The organism is Bacillus sp. Je.9.29.b (assembly GCF_051129925.1).
Taxonomy (GTDB): domain Bacteria; phylum Bacillota; class Bacilli; order Bacillales; family Bacillaceae; genus Bacillus; species Bacillus safensis.
In genome coordinates, this window is sequence record NZ_JBCPSO010000002.1 from 227,632 (window position 1) to 246,802 (window position 19,171).

22 protein-coding genes and 1 tRNA gene are annotated in these 19,171 nt (G+C 40.4%); 19 read left to right on the top strand and 4 right to left on the bottom strand.

The features are described 5' to 3' along the window. Nucleotides 1-1,131 carry a 2-methylaconitate cis-trans isomerase PrpF family protein gene (locus AAZR19_RS04395; protein ID WP_218677111.1) on the bottom strand — a complete coding sequence of 377 codons (1,131 nt, stop codon included), beginning with the start codon at nt 1,129-1,131 and terminating at the stop codon, nt 1-3. Between the two features lie 135 nt (nt 1,132-1,266). On the opposite strand from AAZR19_RS04395, the gene AAZR19_RS04400 reads away from it, so the two are divergent. From AAZR19_RS04400 to AAZR19_RS04445, 10 genes are all read left to right on the top strand, one after another. After that, complete coding sequence (locus AAZR19_RS04400; protein WP_024423208.1) at nt 1,267-2,127, top strand: LysR family transcriptional regulator; 861 nt, start codon at nt 1,267-1,269, stop codon at nt 2,125-2,127. A gap of 153 nt (nt 2,128-2,280) precedes the next feature. Next, on the top strand, nt 2,281-3,597 hold the full coding sequence (locus AAZR19_RS04405; protein WP_434702411.1) for a CitMHS family transporter: 1,317 nt from the start codon (nt 2,281-2,283) through the stop codon (nt 3,595-3,597). Nucleotides 3,598-3,802: 205 nt separating this feature from the next. Then, entirely contained in the window at nt 3,803-4,027 is a 225-nt protein-coding gene (gene gerE, locus AAZR19_RS04410) for a spore germination transcription factor GerE (RefSeq protein ID WP_003184172.1), read from the top strand. Between the two features lie 149 nt (nt 4,028-4,176). After that, nucleotides 4,177-4,617, top strand: coding sequence for a MarR family winged helix-turn-helix transcriptional regulator (locus AAZR19_RS04415; protein WP_034279763.1), 441 nt, complete (start codon nt 4,177-4,179; stop codon nt 4,615-4,617). Between the two features lie 7 nt (nt 4,618-4,624). Further along, a complete protein-coding gene (gene racE / locus AAZR19_RS04420) occupies nt 4,625-5,443 on the top strand; it encodes a glutamate racemase (protein WP_373271705.1) in 819 nt (272 codons plus the stop codon). 101 nt (nt 5,444-5,544) lie between these two features. Beyond that, the gene (locus AAZR19_RS04425) at nt 5,545-6,606 is read left to right on the top strand and encodes a GerMN domain-containing protein (protein WP_434702415.1); all 1,062 of its coding nucleotides are present in this window, start codon (nt 5,545-5,547) and stop codon (nt 6,604-6,606) included. Between the two features lie 151 nt (nt 6,607-6,757). After that, a complete protein-coding gene (gene rph / locus AAZR19_RS04430) occupies nt 6,758-7,486 on the top strand; it encodes a ribonuclease PH (RefSeq protein WP_024427165.1) in 729 nt (242 codons plus the stop codon). Between the two features lie 10 nt (nt 7,487-7,496). Further along, entirely contained in the window at nt 7,497-8,099 is a 603-nt protein-coding gene (locus AAZR19_RS04435) for an XTP/dITP diphosphatase (protein WP_162860205.1), read from the top strand. Between the two features lie 14 nt (nt 8,100-8,113). Next, a complete protein-coding gene (locus tag AAZR19_RS04440; protein WP_076840329.1) occupies nt 8,114-8,638 on the top strand; it encodes a YfcE family phosphodiesterase in 525 nt (174 codons plus the stop codon). Between the two features lie 120 nt (nt 8,639-8,758). Then, nucleotides 8,759-8,832 (top strand) — tRNA-Arg (locus AAZR19_RS04445). 210 nt (nt 8,833-9,042) lie between these two features. Here AAZR19_RS04445 and AAZR19_RS04450 read toward each other — a convergent pair. Then, on the bottom strand, nt 9,043-9,231 hold the full coding sequence (locus AAZR19_RS04450; RefSeq protein ID WP_087976565.1) for a hypothetical protein: 189 nt from the start codon (nt 9,229-9,231) through the stop codon (nt 9,043-9,045). A gap of 197 nt (nt 9,232-9,428) precedes the next feature. On the opposite strand from AAZR19_RS04450, the gene AAZR19_RS04455 reads away from it, so the two are divergent. After that, nucleotides 9,429-9,602, top strand: a complete 174-nt coding sequence (locus AAZR19_RS04455; protein WP_434702418.1) for a hypothetical protein — start codon at nt 9,429-9,431, stop codon at nt 9,600-9,602. Nucleotides 9,603-9,885: 283 nt separating this feature from the next. Next, nucleotides 9,886-10,524 carry a DUF4241 domain-containing protein gene (locus AAZR19_RS04460; protein WP_087976566.1) on the top strand — a complete coding sequence of 213 codons (639 nt, stop codon included), beginning with the start codon at nt 9,886-9,888 and terminating at the stop codon, nt 10,522-10,524. Nucleotides 10,525-10,659: 135 nt separating this feature from the next. On the opposite strand, the gene AAZR19_RS04465 is transcribed toward AAZR19_RS04460, so the two are convergent. Together AAZR19_RS04465 and AAZR19_RS04470 are read right to left on the bottom strand one after the other, a co-directional pair. Beyond that, nucleotides 10,660-11,049: an immunity 50 family protein gene (locus tag AAZR19_RS04465; protein WP_008345913.1), complete on the bottom strand. Its 390-nt coding sequence runs from the start codon at nt 11,047-11,049 to the stop codon at nt 10,660-10,662. Nucleotides 11,050-11,069: 20 nt separating this feature from the next. Beyond that, nucleotides 11,070-12,641, bottom strand: a complete 1,572-nt coding sequence (locus AAZR19_RS04470; protein WP_434702593.1) for a T7SS effector LXG polymorphic toxin — start codon at nt 12,639-12,641, stop codon at nt 11,070-11,072. A gap of 230 nt (nt 12,642-12,871) precedes the next feature. On the opposite strand from AAZR19_RS04470, the gene AAZR19_RS04475 reads away from it, so the two are divergent. From AAZR19_RS04475 to AAZR19_RS04505, 7 genes are all read left to right on the top strand, one after another. Then, nucleotides 12,872-14,119, top strand: coding sequence for a Kelch repeat-containing protein (locus AAZR19_RS04475; RefSeq protein ID WP_411266573.1), 1,248 nt, complete (start codon nt 12,872-12,874; stop codon nt 14,117-14,119). Between the two features lie 253 nt (nt 14,120-14,372). Beyond that, the gene (locus AAZR19_RS04480) at nt 14,373-14,522 is read left to right on the top strand and encodes a teichoic acid D-Ala incorporation-associated protein DltX (protein WP_024427820.1); all 150 of its coding nucleotides are present in this window, start codon (nt 14,373-14,375) and stop codon (nt 14,520-14,522) included. Nucleotides 14,523-14,536: 14 nt separating this feature from the next. Then, the gene (gene dltA / locus AAZR19_RS04485) at nt 14,537-16,042 is read left to right on the top strand and encodes a D-alanine--poly(phosphoribitol) ligase subunit DltA (protein ID WP_041107127.1); all 1,506 of its coding nucleotides are present in this window, start codon (nt 14,537-14,539) and stop codon (nt 16,040-16,042) included. Continuing rightward, the gene (gene dltB, locus AAZR19_RS04490) at nt 16,039-17,223 is read left to right on the top strand and encodes a D-alanyl-lipoteichoic acid biosynthesis protein DltB (RefSeq protein WP_087975692.1); all 1,185 of its coding nucleotides are present in this window, start codon (nt 16,039-16,041) and stop codon (nt 17,221-17,223) included. Before dltA ends, dltB begins: the two co-directional genes overlap by 4 nt. Before the next feature lie 21 nt (nt 17,224-17,244). Next, nucleotides 17,245-17,481 (top strand): D-alanine--poly(phosphoribitol) ligase subunit 2, encoded by a 237-nt coding sequence (dltC, locus tag AAZR19_RS04495; RefSeq protein WP_434702422.1) that lies wholly within the window; start codon nt 17,245-17,247, stop codon nt 17,479-17,481. Next, nucleotides 17,481-18,647 carry a D-alanyl-lipoteichoic acid biosynthesis protein DltD gene (dltD, locus tag AAZR19_RS04500; RefSeq protein ID WP_025092477.1) on the top strand — a complete coding sequence of 389 codons (1,167 nt, stop codon included), beginning with the start codon at nt 17,481-17,483 and terminating at the stop codon, nt 18,645-18,647. The genes dltC and dltD overlap by 1 nt, the downstream gene beginning before the upstream one ends. Nucleotides 18,648-18,742: 95 nt before the next feature. Next, a complete protein-coding gene (locus AAZR19_RS04505; RefSeq protein WP_041107121.1) occupies nt 18,743-19,162 on the top strand; it encodes a YkvA family protein in 420 nt (139 codons plus the stop codon). Nucleotides 19,163-19,171: the final 9 nt, after the last annotated feature.

Sequence of the window (19,171 nt, forward strand, 5' to 3'; positions counted from 1 at the left end):
TTAAGCTTCTCTTTTAATATGGGGCTGAATCACATAGTCTTGTTTTGTAAAGACAACTCCGTCTAGAATTTCTCTTGCAGTTCGAATGACTTTGACTCTGTTTTGAGAGATGTCAATTTCCGTTTGCATAATCCCAGCAGGATGCCCAATACGAAGGGTGTCATTTTGACCTTGAAACAGCTGAGAAGGAAGCGTTTCATCCAAGAAACAGCTGGCTGTCACGCAGACAGAGCCGGTAATGGCAAGTGCTTGGTGCGGTCTTTGCATCGATAGCATACGAACGATGATGTCCATATCTTCTGCTCGTCTCAAGATTCCATTTGTATCTACATAATCAGCAGGCTCACTAATGAGCGCAAGCTTTGGAACAGCTGGAGACTGTAATGTGGCCATTTCTTTTGTTGCAAAATGACACATTTCAGCAGCGAGGGAACGAATTTCTTCTAAATCATCCAGTAATTCGTCTGTAAACTCTTCAGGCAATTCAGTTCCTTTTAATTGAATATCTTTGGCACGAATAAAGGCAATCGGATTTGCAATGTCAACGATCGAGATTGGAATCTCCCCAAACTTTGTTTGAATCGTATCCATTTTGTTTCCAGTCGGAAAGGTTTTACCTGTGACAGCGCCTTCAGGTTTCTCAAAGGATAAATAAATGGGAGAACCGGTTCCTTTTACGCCTGGAATTTCTGCCTGTCCTTCAAATTTTACTTCTCCATTTTCGACTTCGACCTCTGCCGTAATGACTTTATTTGTATTGGTATTGAGGATACGTACAGTCGTAATGGGCTCAACCGCTTGAACAAGTCCTTTAATGATCGCATACGGCCCAACGGCTGATGAGATGTTCCCGCAGTTTCCTTTAAAGTCGACAAATCTCTCATTAATGCTGACTTGTGCAAATGTATAGTTCACATCCACATCCGGGCGTGTGGCTTTATCGATAATGGCCACTTTGCTTGTTAAAGAATTACCGCCGCCGATTCCATCGACCTGCAGCCGGTCAGGGCTGCCCATAATGTCTAATAGAAATGCCTCGAGCTCATCGTGTTCATATGGTGCATTGTTTGCGTGAATGAATACTCCTTTGCTTGTACCGCCTCGCATGATTGTGATTGGAACTTTTCTCATGACTCTCACCCTCAATTTTTAATGAACTGTTTATCTAACCAAAATGGTAAAGTATAATAAGAAATAAGTTAAATACATTATTTTAAGATAAATCAATAAAAATATTTTATAATTAGTAAAAAAGGAGGGCATATAATGGATGAAAAAGATTGGCGGTTTTTAAAGGTACTTTATGAAGAAAAGAACATCACAAAAGCGGCAGAAAAATTATTTGTCTCTCAGCCTGCCTTAAGCTATCGATTGAAACAGCTTGAAGAGGAGTTTGATATGAAGCTTTTCTTTAAAAGAAAACGAGGAATTGAATTTACATCAGAGGGCGAATACTTGGCTAAATACGCAAATGACATGCTCAAACAGCTGCAGCAAACGAAAGATGGCATGCTCAATATGCAAAAAAAGGTCAAAGGAACGATCCGGTTAGGGGTCTCAAGTAACTTTGCCCAGTATAAACTGCCAGAAATATTAAAAGAATTTTCTAAGCAGTATCCGCATGTTCAATTTATGGTCAACACAGGCTGGAGCACAAAGGTAATGGATTTATTAGGAACATCAAGTGTGCATTTAGGGATTTTAAGAGGCGATTATGACTGGAATGGAGAGCGTTTTTTGCTCGATAAAGAGCGTCTTTGCATCATTTCAAAATCAGAAATTCAGCTAAAGGATCTCCCGAATCTGCCGCTCATTGACTATCATACAGACAGTTCATTAAAACGGCTGATTAACAGATGGTGGCAGGAAACATTCACAATGCCCCCGCTTGTGACGATGGAGACAGACCGTCAGGATACATCAAAAGAGATGGTGAAGCATGGTTTAGGCTATGCCATTGTCCCAGAAATTTGCCTCAGACCAAGTGATGAGTTATTTGTAAAAGGTCTTTCGTATAAAGATGGACAGCCTGTTTTAAGAGATACATGGCTCATGTACCAGCCAGACTCACTTCATTTGTCTGTTGTGAAAGCGTTTATTGAGTTTTTAAGAAATCAGCAAGGTTGATTATAAAAGAAATTTATTGAATAGATGAAAAAATCGATATTTTCATTATAAAAAAAGCTATTATATCCTTGAAATAGAAAGCGCTAACATATAGATCGCAAGTGCAAGGGGTCGCTTGCAGATCATGTAAAGAAGAGGATGGAGGGATATAAAGTGCTAGCTATTTTAGGGATCTTGATGGTCTTGACATTTACATTTCTCATTATGACAAAACGTATGCATCCGGTGGTGGCTCTAACCGTTGTACCTATCATATTTGCATTGATCGGCGGCTTTAACAAAGGGTTAGGGGACATGATGCTTGATGGACTGAAAACTGTTGCACCATCAGCTGCTTTATTGTTATTTGCGATTTTATTCTTCGGTGTCATGCTGGATGCTGGATTGTTTGATCCTCTGATTAAACTCATTCTACGTATTGTAAAAGGTGATCCTGTCAAAATTGCTTTTGGGGTAGCAATTTTGTCTATGCTTGTTGCATTAGATGGTGACGGAACAACAACGTACATGATTACCGTATCAGCTATGCTGCCACTTTTCTTAAGAATCGGGATGAACCCATTAATTTTAGGAACAATTTCATTATTATCATTAGGAATTATGAGCGGAATGACGCCATGGGGCGGCCCGGCTACTCGTGCAATCGCAGCGCTTGGATTAGATGCAGGCGAATTTTTCATTCCATTACTCCCAACGATGGTTGGAGGCGGTCTTTTTATACTTTTTACTGCTTATGTACTTGGGAAAAAAGAAAGAAAACGGATTGGGATTGCAGAAATTCAGCACAAAGAAGAGGTATCTATTTCTCCAGAATTGGCTGCGTCAATTGAAGATGGAGTAGCCGATATCAAGAGACCGAATCTGATTTGGATTAACTTCTTCCTTACAGTAGCTGTCATGGTCACACTCGTCATGGATATCATACCAATTCCTGTACTCTTCTTAATTGGATTTGTCATTGCTCTTATGATCAACTATCCAAAGGTTGAAGATCAGCGCGAGCGAATTTTATCTCATGCAGGCAACGCATTAACGGTTATCACACTTGTATTTGCAGCAGGGATTTTCACAGGGATCTTTTCTGGAACAAAAATGGTTGAGTCCATTGCCAATTTGGTCATTTACATGATTCCGGATTCCTACAGCTCATTTTTCCCGCTGATTGTGGCTTTGACGAGTATGCCATTTACATTTGTGCTTTCAAACGATGCTTACTATTTCGGAGTACTGCCAATCTTGGCTGAAGCTGGCGAAGCTTACGGGATTGATCCGGTGGAAATTGCACGTGCCTCTATCATAGGGCAGCCTGTCCACTTACTGAGTCCGCTTGTAGCTTCAACACTGCTGCTTGTCAGTATGCTGAACAAAGATATTGGTGATTTGCAAAAATATGCACTGCTATGGACCGTGTTAACTGCCCTTTTTACAACCCTTATTGCATTGTTAACAGGCGCCATTTCAATCTTTTAAATACCACGCAAAAAAAGGCGATGTCTCGGGGAAGAGACATCGCCTTTTTTGCGTGGATGAAAGCGCAGAAATTGGACGCTGATATGCGGGATTTCTTGATTTTAACGTCACCTACCACTTGCACCCGGCATATGATATCTCGACTATACAGAATCCCATTCTATAGAGACTAGAGCTCTCACCTTAGCAAGGAGGGTTACAATACTTGAAGGAGAAAGAGTTTCAATCCAAGCCGCTATTAACCAAAAGAGAAAGAGAAGTATTCGAATTGCTCGTCCAAGATAAAACAACAAAAGAAATTGCAAGCGAGCTTTTTATTAGCGAAAAGACTGTTCGAAATCATATTTCGAATGCCATGCAAAAGCTAGGAGTCAAAGGCCGTTCACAGGCTGTAGTCGAGCTTCTGCGTATGGGTGAGCTAGAGCTCTAAAGTCAGCCGGTTTTCCTTCCATATCGGGAAGGAACCGGTTATTTCTATATGGTTTCCATGAGTCTCTTCTTGCATTTTCTTTGAAAAACGAGGAAAATAGACATGTACGTTTTAATCAAAGTGAGATGCTATAGTGAGGTATCAATAAAATGGAAACGAATGAGTCAGGCCATGTTGCAGAGATTGAAAAATCATTGCGTCACATTGCCGCAATTATTAAGCAAAAAGGCAGAGAAATCCTGAATCAATATACGATTACACCTCCACAATTCATTGGGCTTCAGTGGCTTTATGAATTTGGAGATATGACCATAGGCGAGCTGTCACAAAAGATGTACTTGGCTTGCAGTACAACCACTGATTTAATTGATAGAATGGAAAAAAGTGAACTTGTCGAACGGGTGAAAGATCCATCTGACCGCCGCGTGGTTCGCATTCATTTATTGCCTGAAGGCGAGAGGATCATTCAAGAAGTGATTGCTAAACGCCAAGAATACGTCAGTGAACTTCTAGAGGCTTTCTCAGAAGAAGAAGCCATCGTTTTCAACCAATCCTTAACGAAACTACAGCAGCAAATGAAAAGAAAATGAGGCGATTTTGTTGGATCAACCAATCGGCGTCATTGATTCCGGCGTCGGCGGTTTAACCGTTGCAAAGGAAATCATGAGACAACTGCCAAAAGAAAAAATCATTTATGTAGGCGATACAAAACGATGTCCATATGGCCCGCGGAAAGAAGAAGAAGTTCTTCAATATACGTGGGAAATGGCGCACTACTTATTAAAACACCACCATATTAAAATGCTCGTCATTGCATGCAACACAGCAACGGCGATCGCACTGGATGAAATTAAAGCAACGCTTGATATTCCGGTTATTGGCGTCATTCAGCCTGGCGCCCGTACAGCAATTAAAGTGACGAACAACCAGCATATTGGCGTTATTGGCACAGTCAATACGATCAAAAGCGAGGCATACAAAGAAGCGCTGCTGTCACTAAAAGCAGGTCTAACGGTTCAAAGCCTGGCGTGTCCGCTCCTTGTCCCATTTGTGGAAAGCGGTACGTTTTTAGATCAGACAGCAGAGGCAGTGGTGAAAGATTCCCTTGAACCGATGAAAGAAACAGGAATTGATACACTTATTCTTGGCTGCACACATTATCCAATTTTAAAAGAACCGATTCAGCGCTTTATGGGCAGTGATGTCAGCATCATTTCATCAGGGGATGAGACAGCGAGAGAAGCAAGTACGATTCTTTCATATAAAGGGCTGTTAAATACCTCTAAAGAAGCACCTGTCCATACATTTTACACAACAGGGCAGCAGCAAAATTTTCAAAACATCGCTCGTGATTGGTTTGGCTACCTGCCGGGGAAGGTCGAAACCGTGTCACTTGAACACATCTATCAGCAATAACCCGCTTCTATTTGAAGTGGGTTATTTTTTTATGAAAAGGGTCTAATCCTCTGGGGGAGCTCGTATACATAGTAGTACAAACTACTAGAGGAGGGTGAAGTATGCTGAAAAAAGGATCTACAGCAGCTGTTACGTGTATCGCGTCAGCCATGCTTTTGTCAGGATGCGGATTGTTTCAAACAGACCAAGCGAAAACAGAGATTGATCCACCACAAAACGTCACATATGTGAAAGAAAATAAAGAAGATAAACAAACAGCCAAAGAAGGAAAAGAAGAGAAGCAGGCAGATACGGTGATGAGAGAATTATATTTAATTGATAAAAACGGGTATGTCGTATCTCAATCTATTCCGCTGCCGAAAAATGAAGGAAGTGCCAAACAAACCCTTGAATATCTCGTGGATGGGGGACCTATTTCTAACTTAATGCCGAATGGCTTCAGAGCAGTGCTGCCAGCGGACACGAGGGTATCTGTCGATATTAAAGACGGAACGGCGGTTGTCGATTTTTCAAATGAATTTAAAAACTATAAAAAAGAAGACGAGCAGCGCATTTTGCAATCTGTCACTTGGACGTTAACTCAGTTTGATTCCATAGCCAAAGTCAAATTGAAGATGAATGGACATGAACTAAAAGAAATGCCAGTGAACGGTACACCTATCTCAGATGATTTAAGCAGAGAAGACGGTATTAATATCCAGCACGAGGCTGCTGCTGATATGACAGCGACAAAGCCAGTGACGGTGTACTATTTAGCTGAATCTGATGAACAGACGTACTACGTTCCGGTGACCACAAGAGCGCCAAAAGACAAGGATGATCCGATTACAGCAGCGATTGATGAGCTCGTCTCTGGACCAAGCAAAAAAAGCCATCTGCTTACAGACTTCGATCAAGATGTGAAGCTGAATGATGTACCAAAAGTAAAAGATGGCCATGTGACACTTGATTTCAACGAATCCATTTTTGGCAGTGCAGATGAAAAGAAAAAGGTCATTTCACAAAAAGTTCTTGATAGCATTGTGCTCACATTAACCGAGCTGCCGGACGTCAAAAGCGTATCTGTCAAGGTGAACGGCAAGGCTGAGCTTGTGAACGAAAAAGGAGCAGAGCTCACAAAGCCGGTTTCACGACCAGAACAAGTGAATACAGGTAGTTTTTAACGTCACACATTGATATAATGGAGAAAAAGAGGCATGCATATTCGCTGCCTCTTTTTTATTCCAAGCGATTAGAACGAGCTGAGGTTGTCAAAGTTAGTAGGAGAACCCCGCTGGCACTCGCGAGGAATGTATATCGTAACGGAGGTAAAACATGAGATTAGATGAAAGACAATATGACGAATTGAGAAAAATTGAAATAGAGGCAGGCTACATCACGCATCCAGAAGGCTCTGTCTTAATCTCAGCGGGAAATACGAAGGTGATTTGTAATGCATCGATCGAAGACCGTGTACCTCCTTTTTTAAGAGGAGAAGGAAAAGGCTGGATCACAGCAGAATATAGCATGCTTCCAAGAGCAACTGCACAAAGAACGATAAGAGAATCATCTAAAGGAAAAGTCACAGGACGTACTATGGAGATTCAGCGTTTAATTGGACGAGCACTCCGTGCAGTCGTTGACTTAGAAAAGCTTGGCGAACGCACCATTTGGATTGATTGTGATGTCATTCAAGCAGACGGCGGCACACGCACAGCGTCGATCACAGGTGCTTTTGTTGCCATGACACTCGCGATTCAAAAGCTACGAGCTGAAGGAGTCATCAAAGAAAACCCGATTACTGATTATTTAGCGGCGATATCCGTCGGAATTGATTCTCAGCAAGGTCTTCTGTTAGATTTAAACTATGAAGAAGATTCTTCTGCTGAAGTAGATATGAATGTCATCATGACAGGCGCTGGACGCTTTGTTGAACTTCAAGGAACAGGCGAAGAAGCGACATTCTCAAGAGAACAGCTAAACGGACTGCTTGATTTAGCCGAAAAGGGCATCAAAGAATTAATCGAAAAGCAAAAAGCAGTAACAGGAGAAGTCATCGAATAAAGAGAAGGGTTTGATCAGGATGAAAACAGCCATCATTGCAACGCACAATGCGGGCAAAGCGAAAGAATTCAAAGCCATTCTTGAGCCAAAAGGATTCACGGTCAAAACACTAGCAGACATTGGCTTTACTGAAGAAATTGAAGAAACAGGACAAACCTTTGAAGAAAATGCCATCATCAAAGCGGAGGCCATTCAAGCCAAAGCAGGTGAAATGGTCATTGCAGACGATTCCGGTCTGTCCATTGATTATCTGGGCGGAAAACCTGGCGTGTATTCAGCGAGATACGCTGGTGAGCATAAAGACGATGCGGAGAATGTGGAAAAAGTGCTGAGCGAACTTCAAGGCATTGAAAAAGAAGACCGCACAGCCAGATTCAGATGTGCCCTTGCTGTCAGCATACCGGGAAAAGAAACAAAGACGGTAGAAGGATCAGTAGAAGGCTTCATCGCAGAAAAACCAATCGGCGAAAACGGCTTCGGATACGACCCAATTTTCATCGTCAAAGACAAAGACCAGACGATGGCCGAGTTATCACCAGAGGAGAAAAACAAGATCAGCCATCGGGCGGTCGCGCTTCAAAAGCTTTCATCACTGCTAGACGCAAATGAATAAGGGGGAATGAAGCCATGAAGATACTCATCATTAGTGACAGTCATGGACTCACAGACGAACTTCAAACCATTGCCAATCGGCATGCGGCTGAAGTTGACATGATGATTCACTGCGGAGATTCAGAACTCGAAACGAACCACCCAGCACTCGAAGGATACAAAGTCGTCAAAGGAAATTGTGACTTTATGGGCGATTTTGAAGAAGAGCTCCTGCTCCCACTTGATGGAGGCGGAAAACTATTTCTCACTCACGGACATCTGCATGGCATCAAACAATCCTTACTTCAAGTCTACTACCGTGCAGAAGAGCTGGGCGCAGACATTATCTGCTTTGGCCACTCGCACATCCCAGGCAGTGAGCTGCTCAGAGGAAAACTGCTCATTAATCCAGGCAGCGTGCACTTGCCAAGAGTGCGAAAAGAGCGCAGCTATGCTATACTGACACTAGATGGAAGCGAAGCAAACGTACAGTTTTTCACGGACGAAGGTCTTGCCATACAAGACCTCGAAAACACTGTCACATTGGAAGGTATTTCATAAGGGTGCAGCATTTGCCCCTTATGAAAAAACTTTCGAAAAACCGTTGACTTTAAAGAACAATAGTAATATAATAAATCTTGTCGCTGAGGTAATACACCAAAGCACAATACATAACAACATGTCCCAGTAGCTCAGCAGGATAGAGCAACGGCCTTCTAAGCCGTCGGTCGGGAGTTCGAATCTCTCCTGGGACGTACTAAATTAAAAGCCTGAAATCCTTTATTATCAAGGGTTTCAGGCTTTTTTGTTTGTTGGAACTTAAGTTCGTTTTCTCGCTTCATATTAAAGTTTGGGAGCGGGGGGAGTTGATTTTTTACCGGTCATTTATCTTCCAACAGTAATGAATTGAGAGATTACAATCAGTTTTGAGCTACATAACGATAGCTTCCTCCCTAAATGTGAAGTTAACTTTTCTTTTTCCTATAGTCTTTTACTAAGCTTGAAACAACTAACCCCATCACACTAAAAGCCACAAGATAAAATAAAACATTTGTTACAGGTGTATCAATTTTCCCTAAGATCATCACAAGGGCAATAATAGAGGCGGGTAAAGTAATTAATAGCATTTTGGATGGCGTGCTTTGCTGTGACACTTAATGACCTCCTGATTGATCCATTAAATAGATATTTTAGTTGATTTTAACATATGGAGATTGTGCGAACAACATAAGGGGGATAGCAATCTACTTTAAGAGTGGACGAACGAAACTTGCTGATTTTATGGAAATCATTTCAATTAAACCTTTTGTGTAATAAAATGTATATGATTTATACAAAGGGGTGAGATGGCGTGAAGCATTTTTTCACGGCAATCGTAGTGGCTATCATTGTGGGGATCATTGTATATGTTGCAGATAATCGTTTAAGCATGTTTCCGTTGATGGTGATTTTAGCGGTTGCGATCTATATCGTAAGCAGAATTAGCGAAGCATTGATTAAGAAATACTCAAAAGAAAATAGTTAATAGCACAGCCCTCCATTGGAAGGGCATTTTTAAATTAACCTTCCTAATGAAAAAGGCATTGTAAAGCGGTAAATATGCAAAAGAGAGAATATTCTTTCTCCAACTAAAAAAAGTAAGGTGTATAGTAGAAGGAGAAGATGAATTGAGTTTTAAGTAAGAACTTGCATTATGGACGAGAATGGAGATGAAGCTTAACTCGTTACAGCTTTTTTATTGATGGATTAAATGGGGGAAAAATACATAATGCCAAACACCCCAGAAAAACAATGAAAGGAATGATCACTTGTACAACATCAATCCAACACACCTGGTATATAGAAATAGAGAGACAAGCAATCAAGAGGGTGATCAATTATTTACTAAACAGATCGGGAACATCGAGATCACGAGCGGGCATATCGTTGCCTGTGATCCTTTTGTTTCAGAAGGGGACCAATCGTTTACGAGGAAAGTTACTCTAGGAAAATATCCTATTATATTGGTAGTTAAGCGTTTGGAAAGCGGAGACGAACGAGTAGCCTATGCAATGATCAAGTTTCCAAACGAGCAAGCAATAAAATGGGAGCTTGCCACAAGAGCAGGACAGGATCTCAAAAATTTGAAAGAAGACGAGTTTTTCCGCTACGGTGTAAATACGGGTATGGGCTGTTTCATGGATGCGGAGGCAGCACTTTATCTTCAAGCTTATGAGGATAAGCGATATAAAGAGGACAATGATTTTTATTTTTACGAGGAATTTGCAGAAGCGCTTGAGCAAAACTACAAGCATACATGGGACTGGCTCGTCACAAGTTTTCATGACAAGGTGGACATTGCCATGTTTACCACAGGCTACGGTGACGGGATGTATCCAAGCTTTTGGGGGCTAGATGAAAACGGAGAACCTACTTGCCTTGTGACGGATTTTCTTATCATGGAATGATGAGAAAATCATGAAACCACAGGTTCTTTTTATTGTTTTTTGATCATAATTTCAGTGTATTAATAGAAGTCATGAAGTGTATAATGAGGTTTTATACGAAAGTGGCTTCAGCCACTTTCGTACTGCGAAACGATTTTAAGAACCAATTAGCCCCGGTGAAATTTGTTCAACCCTTGCCCAATCAAATATGGTTTCGATTTGCATTTGATTCTTGCAATTTATTTTTAGAAATCCTTCATTCTCTGTTGTGTTAATTTCAAAATGATCAATTATATTATTATTTCCTAAATGATTAATTTTTAAATCCGTTACACCAATGAATGATAATTCAACGTAGACAACATCAAAATTCCCCCAACGTTTAGGTTTATTCTTCACGGAGTCTTTTGTCATTAGTCTTATAAATAGGGTAGGACCATCTCTGTTTAAATCAACATTCATGATTTCTGCATTTTTAAAATGGGGGATCCCCCCGAAAATTTGAGTCATCGCTTGTGGGTTCATAAATTTTTCTTCTCTAATCATTTGGATACTCCTCGTTTGAGTTATTTATTGTTTCTTCTTTCAAAATAATAATGGTCTTCTACACCTTCGACTTTACCATTGCGGGTGTTATGTTCAGGTCTTACATTGTGGTGTGAAGGTTGGTTTCCGATGCCTCCTTCTCCAAAATCGTGACCATTTGAATGATCCTGAATAACAATCTTTTTACCATTAACTTCATACGTAAGCTCTCTCGTAAGGATTGGTTGGTTTTTTTCATTTAATATTCTTTTTCCATTTTTATCTGTTAAGGGCACCATCTTTTGACTTTCAGGGTTTTGTGTTCTTGGTATATTTAATTGGCGTTTAATTTCTTTTAAACTAGCTTTTCTAGATTCATGATGGTTTTTATTTAAGTTTTTCTGTACGTCTAGTGTTGCTTTATTTTTTAATTTATTATTTACACCATTTAGTCCAAACGGCAAAAGCATTCCAAGCGCTGCGTTCATACTCGCTTCCTGCTGTTCTTTCGAAATCTTGTTTCCAAACATGTCTCGGCCTGTGATCGCTTCGCTGAAGCCGTTAGTGGCTGTGAGGCCGTATAAACCTTTTTGGGAGGTCTTTAGGGCATCAAAGGATTTTTGTGATGTCTTGTAGATGTCAACTGCCCTGACTGCGGCTGATGTGGCTTGAGTCGTTTTATAGACAGCCTTTCCGCCTTTGAAAATGCGGCCTGCCCAGCCGACGATAGGGATGTAGCCGGCTGCTGCCATGCCGCCTGCCGCGACTCGCTGTCCTGCGGTGAGTTCCTCTCCTGTGATTGGATCAATGCCCGTTGCGGCACGTTTTGCATCGTTCACACCAGTTAGTTCATTGACAATATTTCCGCCATAATCTAAGGCTTTTTCATACCAAGGGCGGTTGGCGAGCGCTTCTTGTTCCTTCGCAATCTTTCGGGCTTCTTCTTGTTCTTTTTTGATTTTCAGATATTCAGAAGTTTGCTTCTCAATATCGCTTTTTGCCTTGTAGATTTCGCTATTTTGATACGCTTTCTTGTCAAAATTCATAGGCGAAATCGCTTTTCCATCATTTGTCGCATTCATCATTTCAGCGTACAATGCCATTGTAGCTTGCTGCTCCGTCTCTGACAAAGCATATTCATCTTTTAAATTTTGATCAAGCTCTCTTAGATCTTTGACTGTCTTTTTTCGTTCATCTTCCGCATCCTCTATTTTTTCATCAAAGGTTTGGCTATCAAATACCTCTAGGGAAATGAGGTCATCAATGTCTTGAAAAATCGTTTTGAGTGCCTTTTTTTGATCCTTCACAATGCTTTTGGCATTCTTGATGCCCATATGTACTGCGTTGTCTAAAAAGTGTTCTTCTACAAAGGTATCGCCGCCAAAGCTCGTATCATCCAGTGTCCCAGAAACACCTTCATGAAAGGCTTTTTGTTTATCAATGAAGCTGATAAACATGTCTACATTTCCAGCAAGCTCTTTATAGAAACTTTTAATATTATCTGCACCTTTCCCAGTGAAATCATCACCGAGATTGGCCACACCTTGTAATGCCTTTTTTAAATCTACCATTTGTTCGCGGAGTTCCTGGTAGTCTTTTGCCCTTGTGTCCATGGCACTTGTTAGTTCTTTTGCATCAAGTATCTTGCCCAGAAGGTTCACTCCCTTCTCAAATAATTATGTTTTATTTTAACAATATAAAAATAGGTAATGAATAGGTAAAAAGTAGCGAGTGATATGAAAGTGAATTAGAGAAGAACACTACTATTCTAAATTCACTTCTATTTTGTGGTAGAAAATGTACAGTTTAATCCGATACATATAGAGTAAGACTATCTGAAGGAGTGATATTCTTGAAAAAATGGTTATTAGTAATGATCTTGTTTGTACTTGCTATTCTGCAATCACATCAAGTAGCACAAGCTGCAACTGCAGAATGGAAAAAGCTTGCGGACTTACCGGAGGCAAGAATTGGTGCTAGTACAGGAGTAGTAGACGGAAACATCTATATTATAGGGGGAGGTTCTTATAATAAAGGATATTCAGATCAAACTTATATGTATGATCCCAGCATGAACAAATGGTTTGAAAAAAGTGTAATGCCAACTGCTAGGGGAGGGGCGGCAACAGTAACAATTGGCAACAAAATTTATGTTATAGCAGGGGGATCTGAAGATAGAAAGTTTAATAGCTTTGAAGTTTATGATGCAAAAAAAGATGAATGGACTAAGTTAGAAAATGTTCCGTTTAAGTCATTAAAAGGAGCATATAATGTACAGGCTGGAGCTATTGATAACAAAATTTATGTTCTAGGTGGGGGAGATGAATTTTATAGTTATAATTTAACCACACACGAATGGGTAAAAGAACCACAACCAAGTGTAATAATTAAAAATGCTACAAGTGTGGTTTCGAAAGGGAAGTTTTATGCAGTTTCCGGTAATACAAAATCTATAATCTATGAATACAACCCTTCTAATAATAAGTGGACAGAAAAAAAAGATGGATTTAAAGGGGAGTATTTGTCTGCTGTTAATTATAAAGAAAATATATTAGTTACGGCAGTTGCTCCAAAATATCAATATCTTTATGACGTTAATACAGAACAGAAATCCTATGTGAATACGCCGCAAAGCGATATGCGTATTGCTCATTCTTCTGTAATTATAGATGATACTTTATATATCATAGGAGGTAGAATACCCAACAATAACTTTACTCAATTAGCTGATAGAAACTATAAATCGGTCATCTCTATCTCCTTAAAAGACCTGGAACTTCCAATCAACACAGAAACACCCGGTGACAAAGATCCAGAACCGACAACACCACCAAAAGACGATGCAACAAATGAAGACGGTGATGCCCTTCTCATCATCACAATGGTCAATGGCTTGCAAAAAGAGTATGACCTCTCCATGAAAGAAATCAACGCTTTCCTATCTTGGTACAAAAAGCGTGATGCCGGAGAAGGACCAGGTTTTTATGAAATTGACGAGCATGACAACAATAAAGGTCCTTTTGAAAGTAAAAAGGACTATGTAGTATTCAACAACATTCTTATGTTCGAAGTCAATAAATATAAGAAGTAAATGAAATCAATGCCATCTAGTCCAACTAGGTGGCTTTTGCGTTAGTTCGACAGCTTTCAGCAATTTTAAGGCAAATTTAAGATCGGATTTCATTTCAAATGTATTAAATCTTTGTTACAATAAGACAGCTTTGCTCAAAAGGGACGTTCTAAGGTTCGACATTTTTTTAGCATTTTCTTAAAAATTTTATGCTTTGATATGAAACTCTTTGAATGAGTCATGCGTCTCTATAAGTGTCAAAAGAAAAGAGGTTATCAATATGCTATTCAAAAAGCTATCAGAAAATAAGTCTGTAAAATGGATAGGATATACAAGCTTTTACTTACTTATTTTGCTATTATTGTTCTTTATTTACGGATTCCACACAGCAAATACGGGATCATTCATTTACAACGATTTTTAATTGGAGATTAAACTATGAAACTATTACACACGATTCATGAATACCAACAAACGAAACCAACACAGCCAGCATTTGTTTCTCAACATGCTTCGATCACATATGATGAGCTTTGGCGTCTATCAGACCAAATGGCTGGTGCGATTGATGCAGTCGCAGCTGGCAGTGAACCTGTCATTGTATACGGTCATATGGAGCCAGAGATGCTGATTTCTTTCTTAGGCAGTGTGAAATCAGGCAGACCGTATATTCCGGTCGATATCTCAATACCTGTCGAGCGCATCGTCTCAATTATTGAAAGCTCAAAAGCCAGTCTATTGATTTGTGCAAATGAGCAGAATGTAATAGATGTAGAAGAGCACATTGAAGTGAAGAGTGCGGCATCGCTTTTAGCACTTGAAAAAGAAGCACCGCCATCCACGCAGTGGGTTCAACAAGATGATGTTTTTTACATCATTTATACGTCTGGCAGTACAGGAAAACCGAAAGGCGTTCAGGTAACAGCCAATAATTTAGAAAGCTTTACAGAGTGGATGTGCCGTGACTTCCCAATTGGTGAAGGACGCACATTCTTAAATCAAGCACCATTTTCTTTTGACTTATCAGTGATGGATCTCTATCCAGCGCTTCAATCAGGCGGCACGCTTTACTGTTTAGTGAAAGATCTTGTGAATAAGCCAAAGGATATGTTTGCAGCACTTGGTCAATCTGACGTTGAAGTGTGGACATCAACACCTTCTTTTGTGCAAATGTGCTTAATGGACCCTTCCTTTACAGGGGAGCTTTTACCTGAGCTGAACGTTTTCTTGTTCTGCGGTGAGGCGCTTCCTGTAGCTGTAGCAAGTGCACTTCTGGAGCGTTTTCCAAAGGCGCAGGTCTTTAATACGTATGGTCCGACTGAAGCAACTGTTGCGATCACATCAATTGAAGTCACGCAGGCGATTCTTGATCAGCACGATTCTTTACCAGTCGGCTATGCCAAACCTGATACAGACATCGTCATTTTAGATGAAGAAGGCAAGACACTTCCTGATGGTGAAAAAGGCGAAATTGTCATCGTGGGGCCAAGCGTCACGAGAGGCTACTTAGGTGAACAAGCCTTAACGGATAAAGTGTTCTTTGAATACGAAGGACGTCCTGCTTACCGTACAGGTGACGCAGGTGTGGCGCAGGATGGATTAATTACGTGCCATGGCCGTCTCGACTATCAAATTAAGCTTCATGGATACCGGATGGAGCTTGAGGAAATTGAATATCATGTGAACGAGACAACTTATGTCAATGCTTGTGTGATTGTGCCATTCCAGCCAAATGGTCATGTCGAGTACTTGATTGCAGCGATTGTTCCAGCAGCTCATTCATTTGAAAAAGAGTATCAGCTGACAAGTGCGATTAAGAAAGAAATGGCGGATTCACTGCCAGCGTACATGATTCCAAGAAAGTTTGTGTATCTTGAGCAGCTGTACATGACGCCAAACGGGAAGGTTGACCGTAAGAGAATCGCGAAAGAGGTTCTTCTATGATTCCGTTTAGTTCATTCTTTTTCTTCATTCTAATTGGTATTCTTCTTTTGCCGACGATCATCCTTGGTCTTCGCGGCAAAAGAATGCAGGGCTACAACATGTTTGCAACGGTTGTGGCGCTGGCGCTTATTTTCTCAAAGGATGCCCATGGCGCGCTGCTGCTCTTCTTGTTCACGGTGTGGCAAGTCATCATCATCCGCCTGTACCTTGCATACCGGTTAAAGGCGAATCAGGCATCCGTTTTCTATACAGCAGTGGTGGCATCTATTTTACCGCTTGTGCTGTCAAAGATTTTACCGTTCTTTTTAACTCACCAGCCGCATCAACCGCCGCCAATGAACTGGCTGAGCTTTTTGGGGATCTCGTACTTAACATTTAAAGGTGTTCAGTTAATTATCGAGACAAGAGACGGCTTGATTAAGAAGAAAATTCCGGTTCACCGTTTGGTCTATTTCATTGTCTTTTTCCCAACGATTTCATCAGGTCCGATTGATCGTTACCGCCGATTTGAAAAGGATATGGATACGCCGCCTGAAAAGGAAGCATACAGTGATCTTCTATATGCCGGTATTCATAAAATTTTCATTGGCTTCTTATATAAGTTCATTATTGGATATTTGATCCACACGTATATTCTGATGAATATTCATCACATTAGCAGCAGTCACTTTGTTCAGCAGTTAACGTATATGTATGCTTACAGCATGTATTTGTTCTTTGACTTTGCTGGATATACAGCATTTGCTGTAGGTGTGAGTTATATAATGGGCATTAAATCACCAGAGAACTTTAATAAACCGTTTATCAGCCGAAACATTAAAGATTTCTGGAATCGCTGGCACATGTCCCTGTCCTTCTGGTTCAGAGACTACGTGTTTATGAGATTTGTGTTCTTTATGACTAAAAAGAAGTGGATCAAGAACCGAATGGCTGTATCAAATATTGGGTACTTTGTCCTCTTTCTGTTGATGGGTGCTTGGCATGGTCTTGCCCTTCAATATATTATTTACGGACTATATCATGCAGTTATCATGTCCGGTTACAATTTATTTGAGAAATGGAATAAAAAGCACAAGTGGTGGCCGGATAATAAGGTCACAATGGTTGTGTCGATCATTATTACATTCCATGTGATTTGTTTCGGATTTTATATTTTTTCAGGAAAACCATTTCATCATTAATGATTAAGGGAGTAGAAAATTATGGAATTTAAACATCAAGTATACGGTATTATTGCAGAGGTTTGTCAGGATGACGTTGTGAAAGAAAATCCAGAGATTGCGATTTTTGAAGAAGGTCTTCTTGATTCATTTGGTACAGTAGAACTGCTTATGGCAATTGAAAGTCAACTCGGAATCACTGTTCCGATTACAGAATTCGATCGTGATGTGTGGGATACGCCGAATCATATTGCTGAGCAGCTGGCAGAGATGAAGTAATGAAAAAGCGTTTTTTTGGGCCGCTTATTTTAGCGGCTGTTCTATTCATTGGTGTTCTTCTTGTACCAAATGCATGGCTCTCACACCTGATCCCAAAAGACAAATTACAAAAGTCAGCCACAGAATTAGATCCAGGGATGTTCCAAGGGCTCTATTTACAAGATGAAATGCTAAAAGATCCAACTTATTTGCCGATCTATGGATCTTCTGAACTATCACGTTTTGATCCTTATCACCCTTCGAATTTCTTTCATGAGAATCCTCAAGGGTTTACACCTTATCTTATTGGAAAAGGTGGATCGCAATCATTAATTCATGCGATGAACTTCGCAGCGCATATGGATGAATTAAAAGGGAAGAAGCTTGTATTTATCGTGTCCCCGCAGTGGTTTGTGAAATGGGGATCTGACGAGAATCACTTTGCACCGAACTATTCAGCGCTTCAAGCGCTTAATCTCGCCTATAATAAAGAAATTGATCCAACTGTGAAAAAAGAACTGATTAAAAGAATCATGAAGTTTAAAGCAGTCAAAAACGACATGGTGATTACAGAGCTTTTTAAAGCAGAGCTATCTGGGAACAAGTTCGCTTATGGCGCGATTTCTCCTATTGCGAAAATGTATTATGGCATGCTTCAAAAGAAAGACATGTACTATACGATTGGATCGGGGCATGAGCGCAAGCTTCAACCGTCTCCTTCAGTCAAAGGAAAAACATGGGCTGAGCTTGAAAAAGAAGCGAGCATTTTTGGTGCGAAAAGAGCAGGGGACAACCCGTTTTATATTAACCAAAAACTGTTTGACCACAAGCTGAAACCGATCATGAAAAAGATGAAGGATTCCCGTGAAGGTCATTCTTATGCGGAATCACCAGAATACAAAGATTTTCAAATCATGCTGGATATTTTAAAACAGGCAGGGGCGAAGCCTTTGTTTGTGACGATTCCTGTCAACGGAAAGTGGTATGATTACACCGGTTTTCCGAAAGAAGGCCGTACAGGTTATTATGAAAAAATCAATCGTCAAATTCGAGATAATGGGTATGAAGTCGCAGATTTGACTAAGCATGAGTACGATCCATATTTCTTTAAAGATACGATTCATGTGTCTTATAAAGGATGGGTGTACATCGATAAGGCAATTGAAAAGTTTTACAAAGAGCAGTAGAATGCAGCAGCTTTCTGCTGCTTTTTGTTTGTCGAATCAGCGGATATCTTGTATAACTGAGGGAAAAGGGCTATGCTGTAGATGGAGGCGATATGATGAATCGTTCTGAGAAAAAAGAACTATTAAAGCGTTCGAAGAAGCATTTTAATGATCATGCCTTTTGGGAAAAGCTAAAAAAGACGGCACAAAAAGCTGGTGTCTCTCTTGTCTATGCTGTGCTATTACTTTACTATACATTGCAAAAACCCGAAGTGCCGGTCAAAGCAAAGACCTTGATTATTGGAGCACTCGGCTACTTTATCCTTCCACTTGATCTCATTCCGGATACATTGGTTGGTGTCGGCTATACAGATGATTTAGGAGCCATTACATTTGCTTTGCTTCAAGTAGCAATGTACATTGATGATGATATGAAAGGGAAAGCAAAAGAAAGGCTGTCAAAATGGTTCGGCGAAAAAACCGATACGTCTTTGATTGATCAAAAGCTTGAGGATGGCGGTATGCCGTCTGTATAAAGAAAAGCC

Excerpts from the sequence above, each read along its gene's own strand:
- AAZR19_RS04395 (WP_218677111.1), bottom strand. The coding sequence starts at position 1,131 with ATGAGAAAAGTTCCAATCACAATCATGCGAGGCGGTACAAGCAAAGGA.
- AAZR19_RS04400 (WP_024423208.1), top strand. The coding sequence starts at position 1,267 with ATGGATGAAAAAGATTGGCGGTTTTTAAAGGTACTTTATGAAGAAAAG.
- AAZR19_RS04415 (WP_034279763.1), top strand. The coding sequence starts at position 4,177 with ATGGAAACGAATGAGTCAGGCCATGTTGCAGAGATTGAAAAATCATTG.
- AAZR19_RS04425 (WP_434702415.1), top strand. The coding sequence starts at position 5,545 with ATGCTGAAAAAAGGATCTACAGCAGCTGTTACGTGTATCGCGTCAGCC.
- rph (WP_024427165.1), top strand. The coding sequence starts at position 6,758 with ATGAGATTAGATGAAAGACAATATGACGAATTGAGAAAAATTGAAATA.
- AAZR19_RS04440 (WP_076840329.1), top strand. The coding sequence starts at position 8,114 with ATGAAGATACTCATCATTAGTGACAGTCATGGACTCACAGACGAACTT.
- AAZR19_RS04465 (WP_008345913.1), bottom strand. The coding sequence starts at position 11,049 with ATGATTAGAGAAGAAAAATTTATGAACCCACAAGCGATGACTCAAATT.
- AAZR19_RS04470 (WP_434702593.1), bottom strand. The coding sequence starts at position 12,641 with ATGGACACAAGGGCAAAAGACTACCAGGAACTCCGCGAACAAATGGTA.
- dltA (WP_041107127.1), top strand. The coding sequence starts at position 14,537 with ATGAAACTATTACACACGATTCATGAATACCAACAAACGAAACCAACA.
- dltB (WP_087975692.1), top strand. The coding sequence starts at position 16,039 with ATGATTCCGTTTAGTTCATTCTTTTTCTTCATTCTAATTGGTATTCTT.
- dltC (WP_434702422.1), top strand. The coding sequence starts at position 17,245 with ATGGAATTTAAACATCAAGTATACGGTATTATTGCAGAGGTTTGTCAG.
- dltD (WP_025092477.1), top strand. The coding sequence starts at position 17,481 with ATGAAAAAGCGTTTTTTTGGGCCGCTTATTTTAGCGGCTGTTCTATTC.
- AAZR19_RS04505 (WP_041107121.1), top strand. The coding sequence starts at position 18,743 with ATGAATCGTTCTGAGAAAAAAGAACTATTAAAGCGTTCGAAGAAGCAT.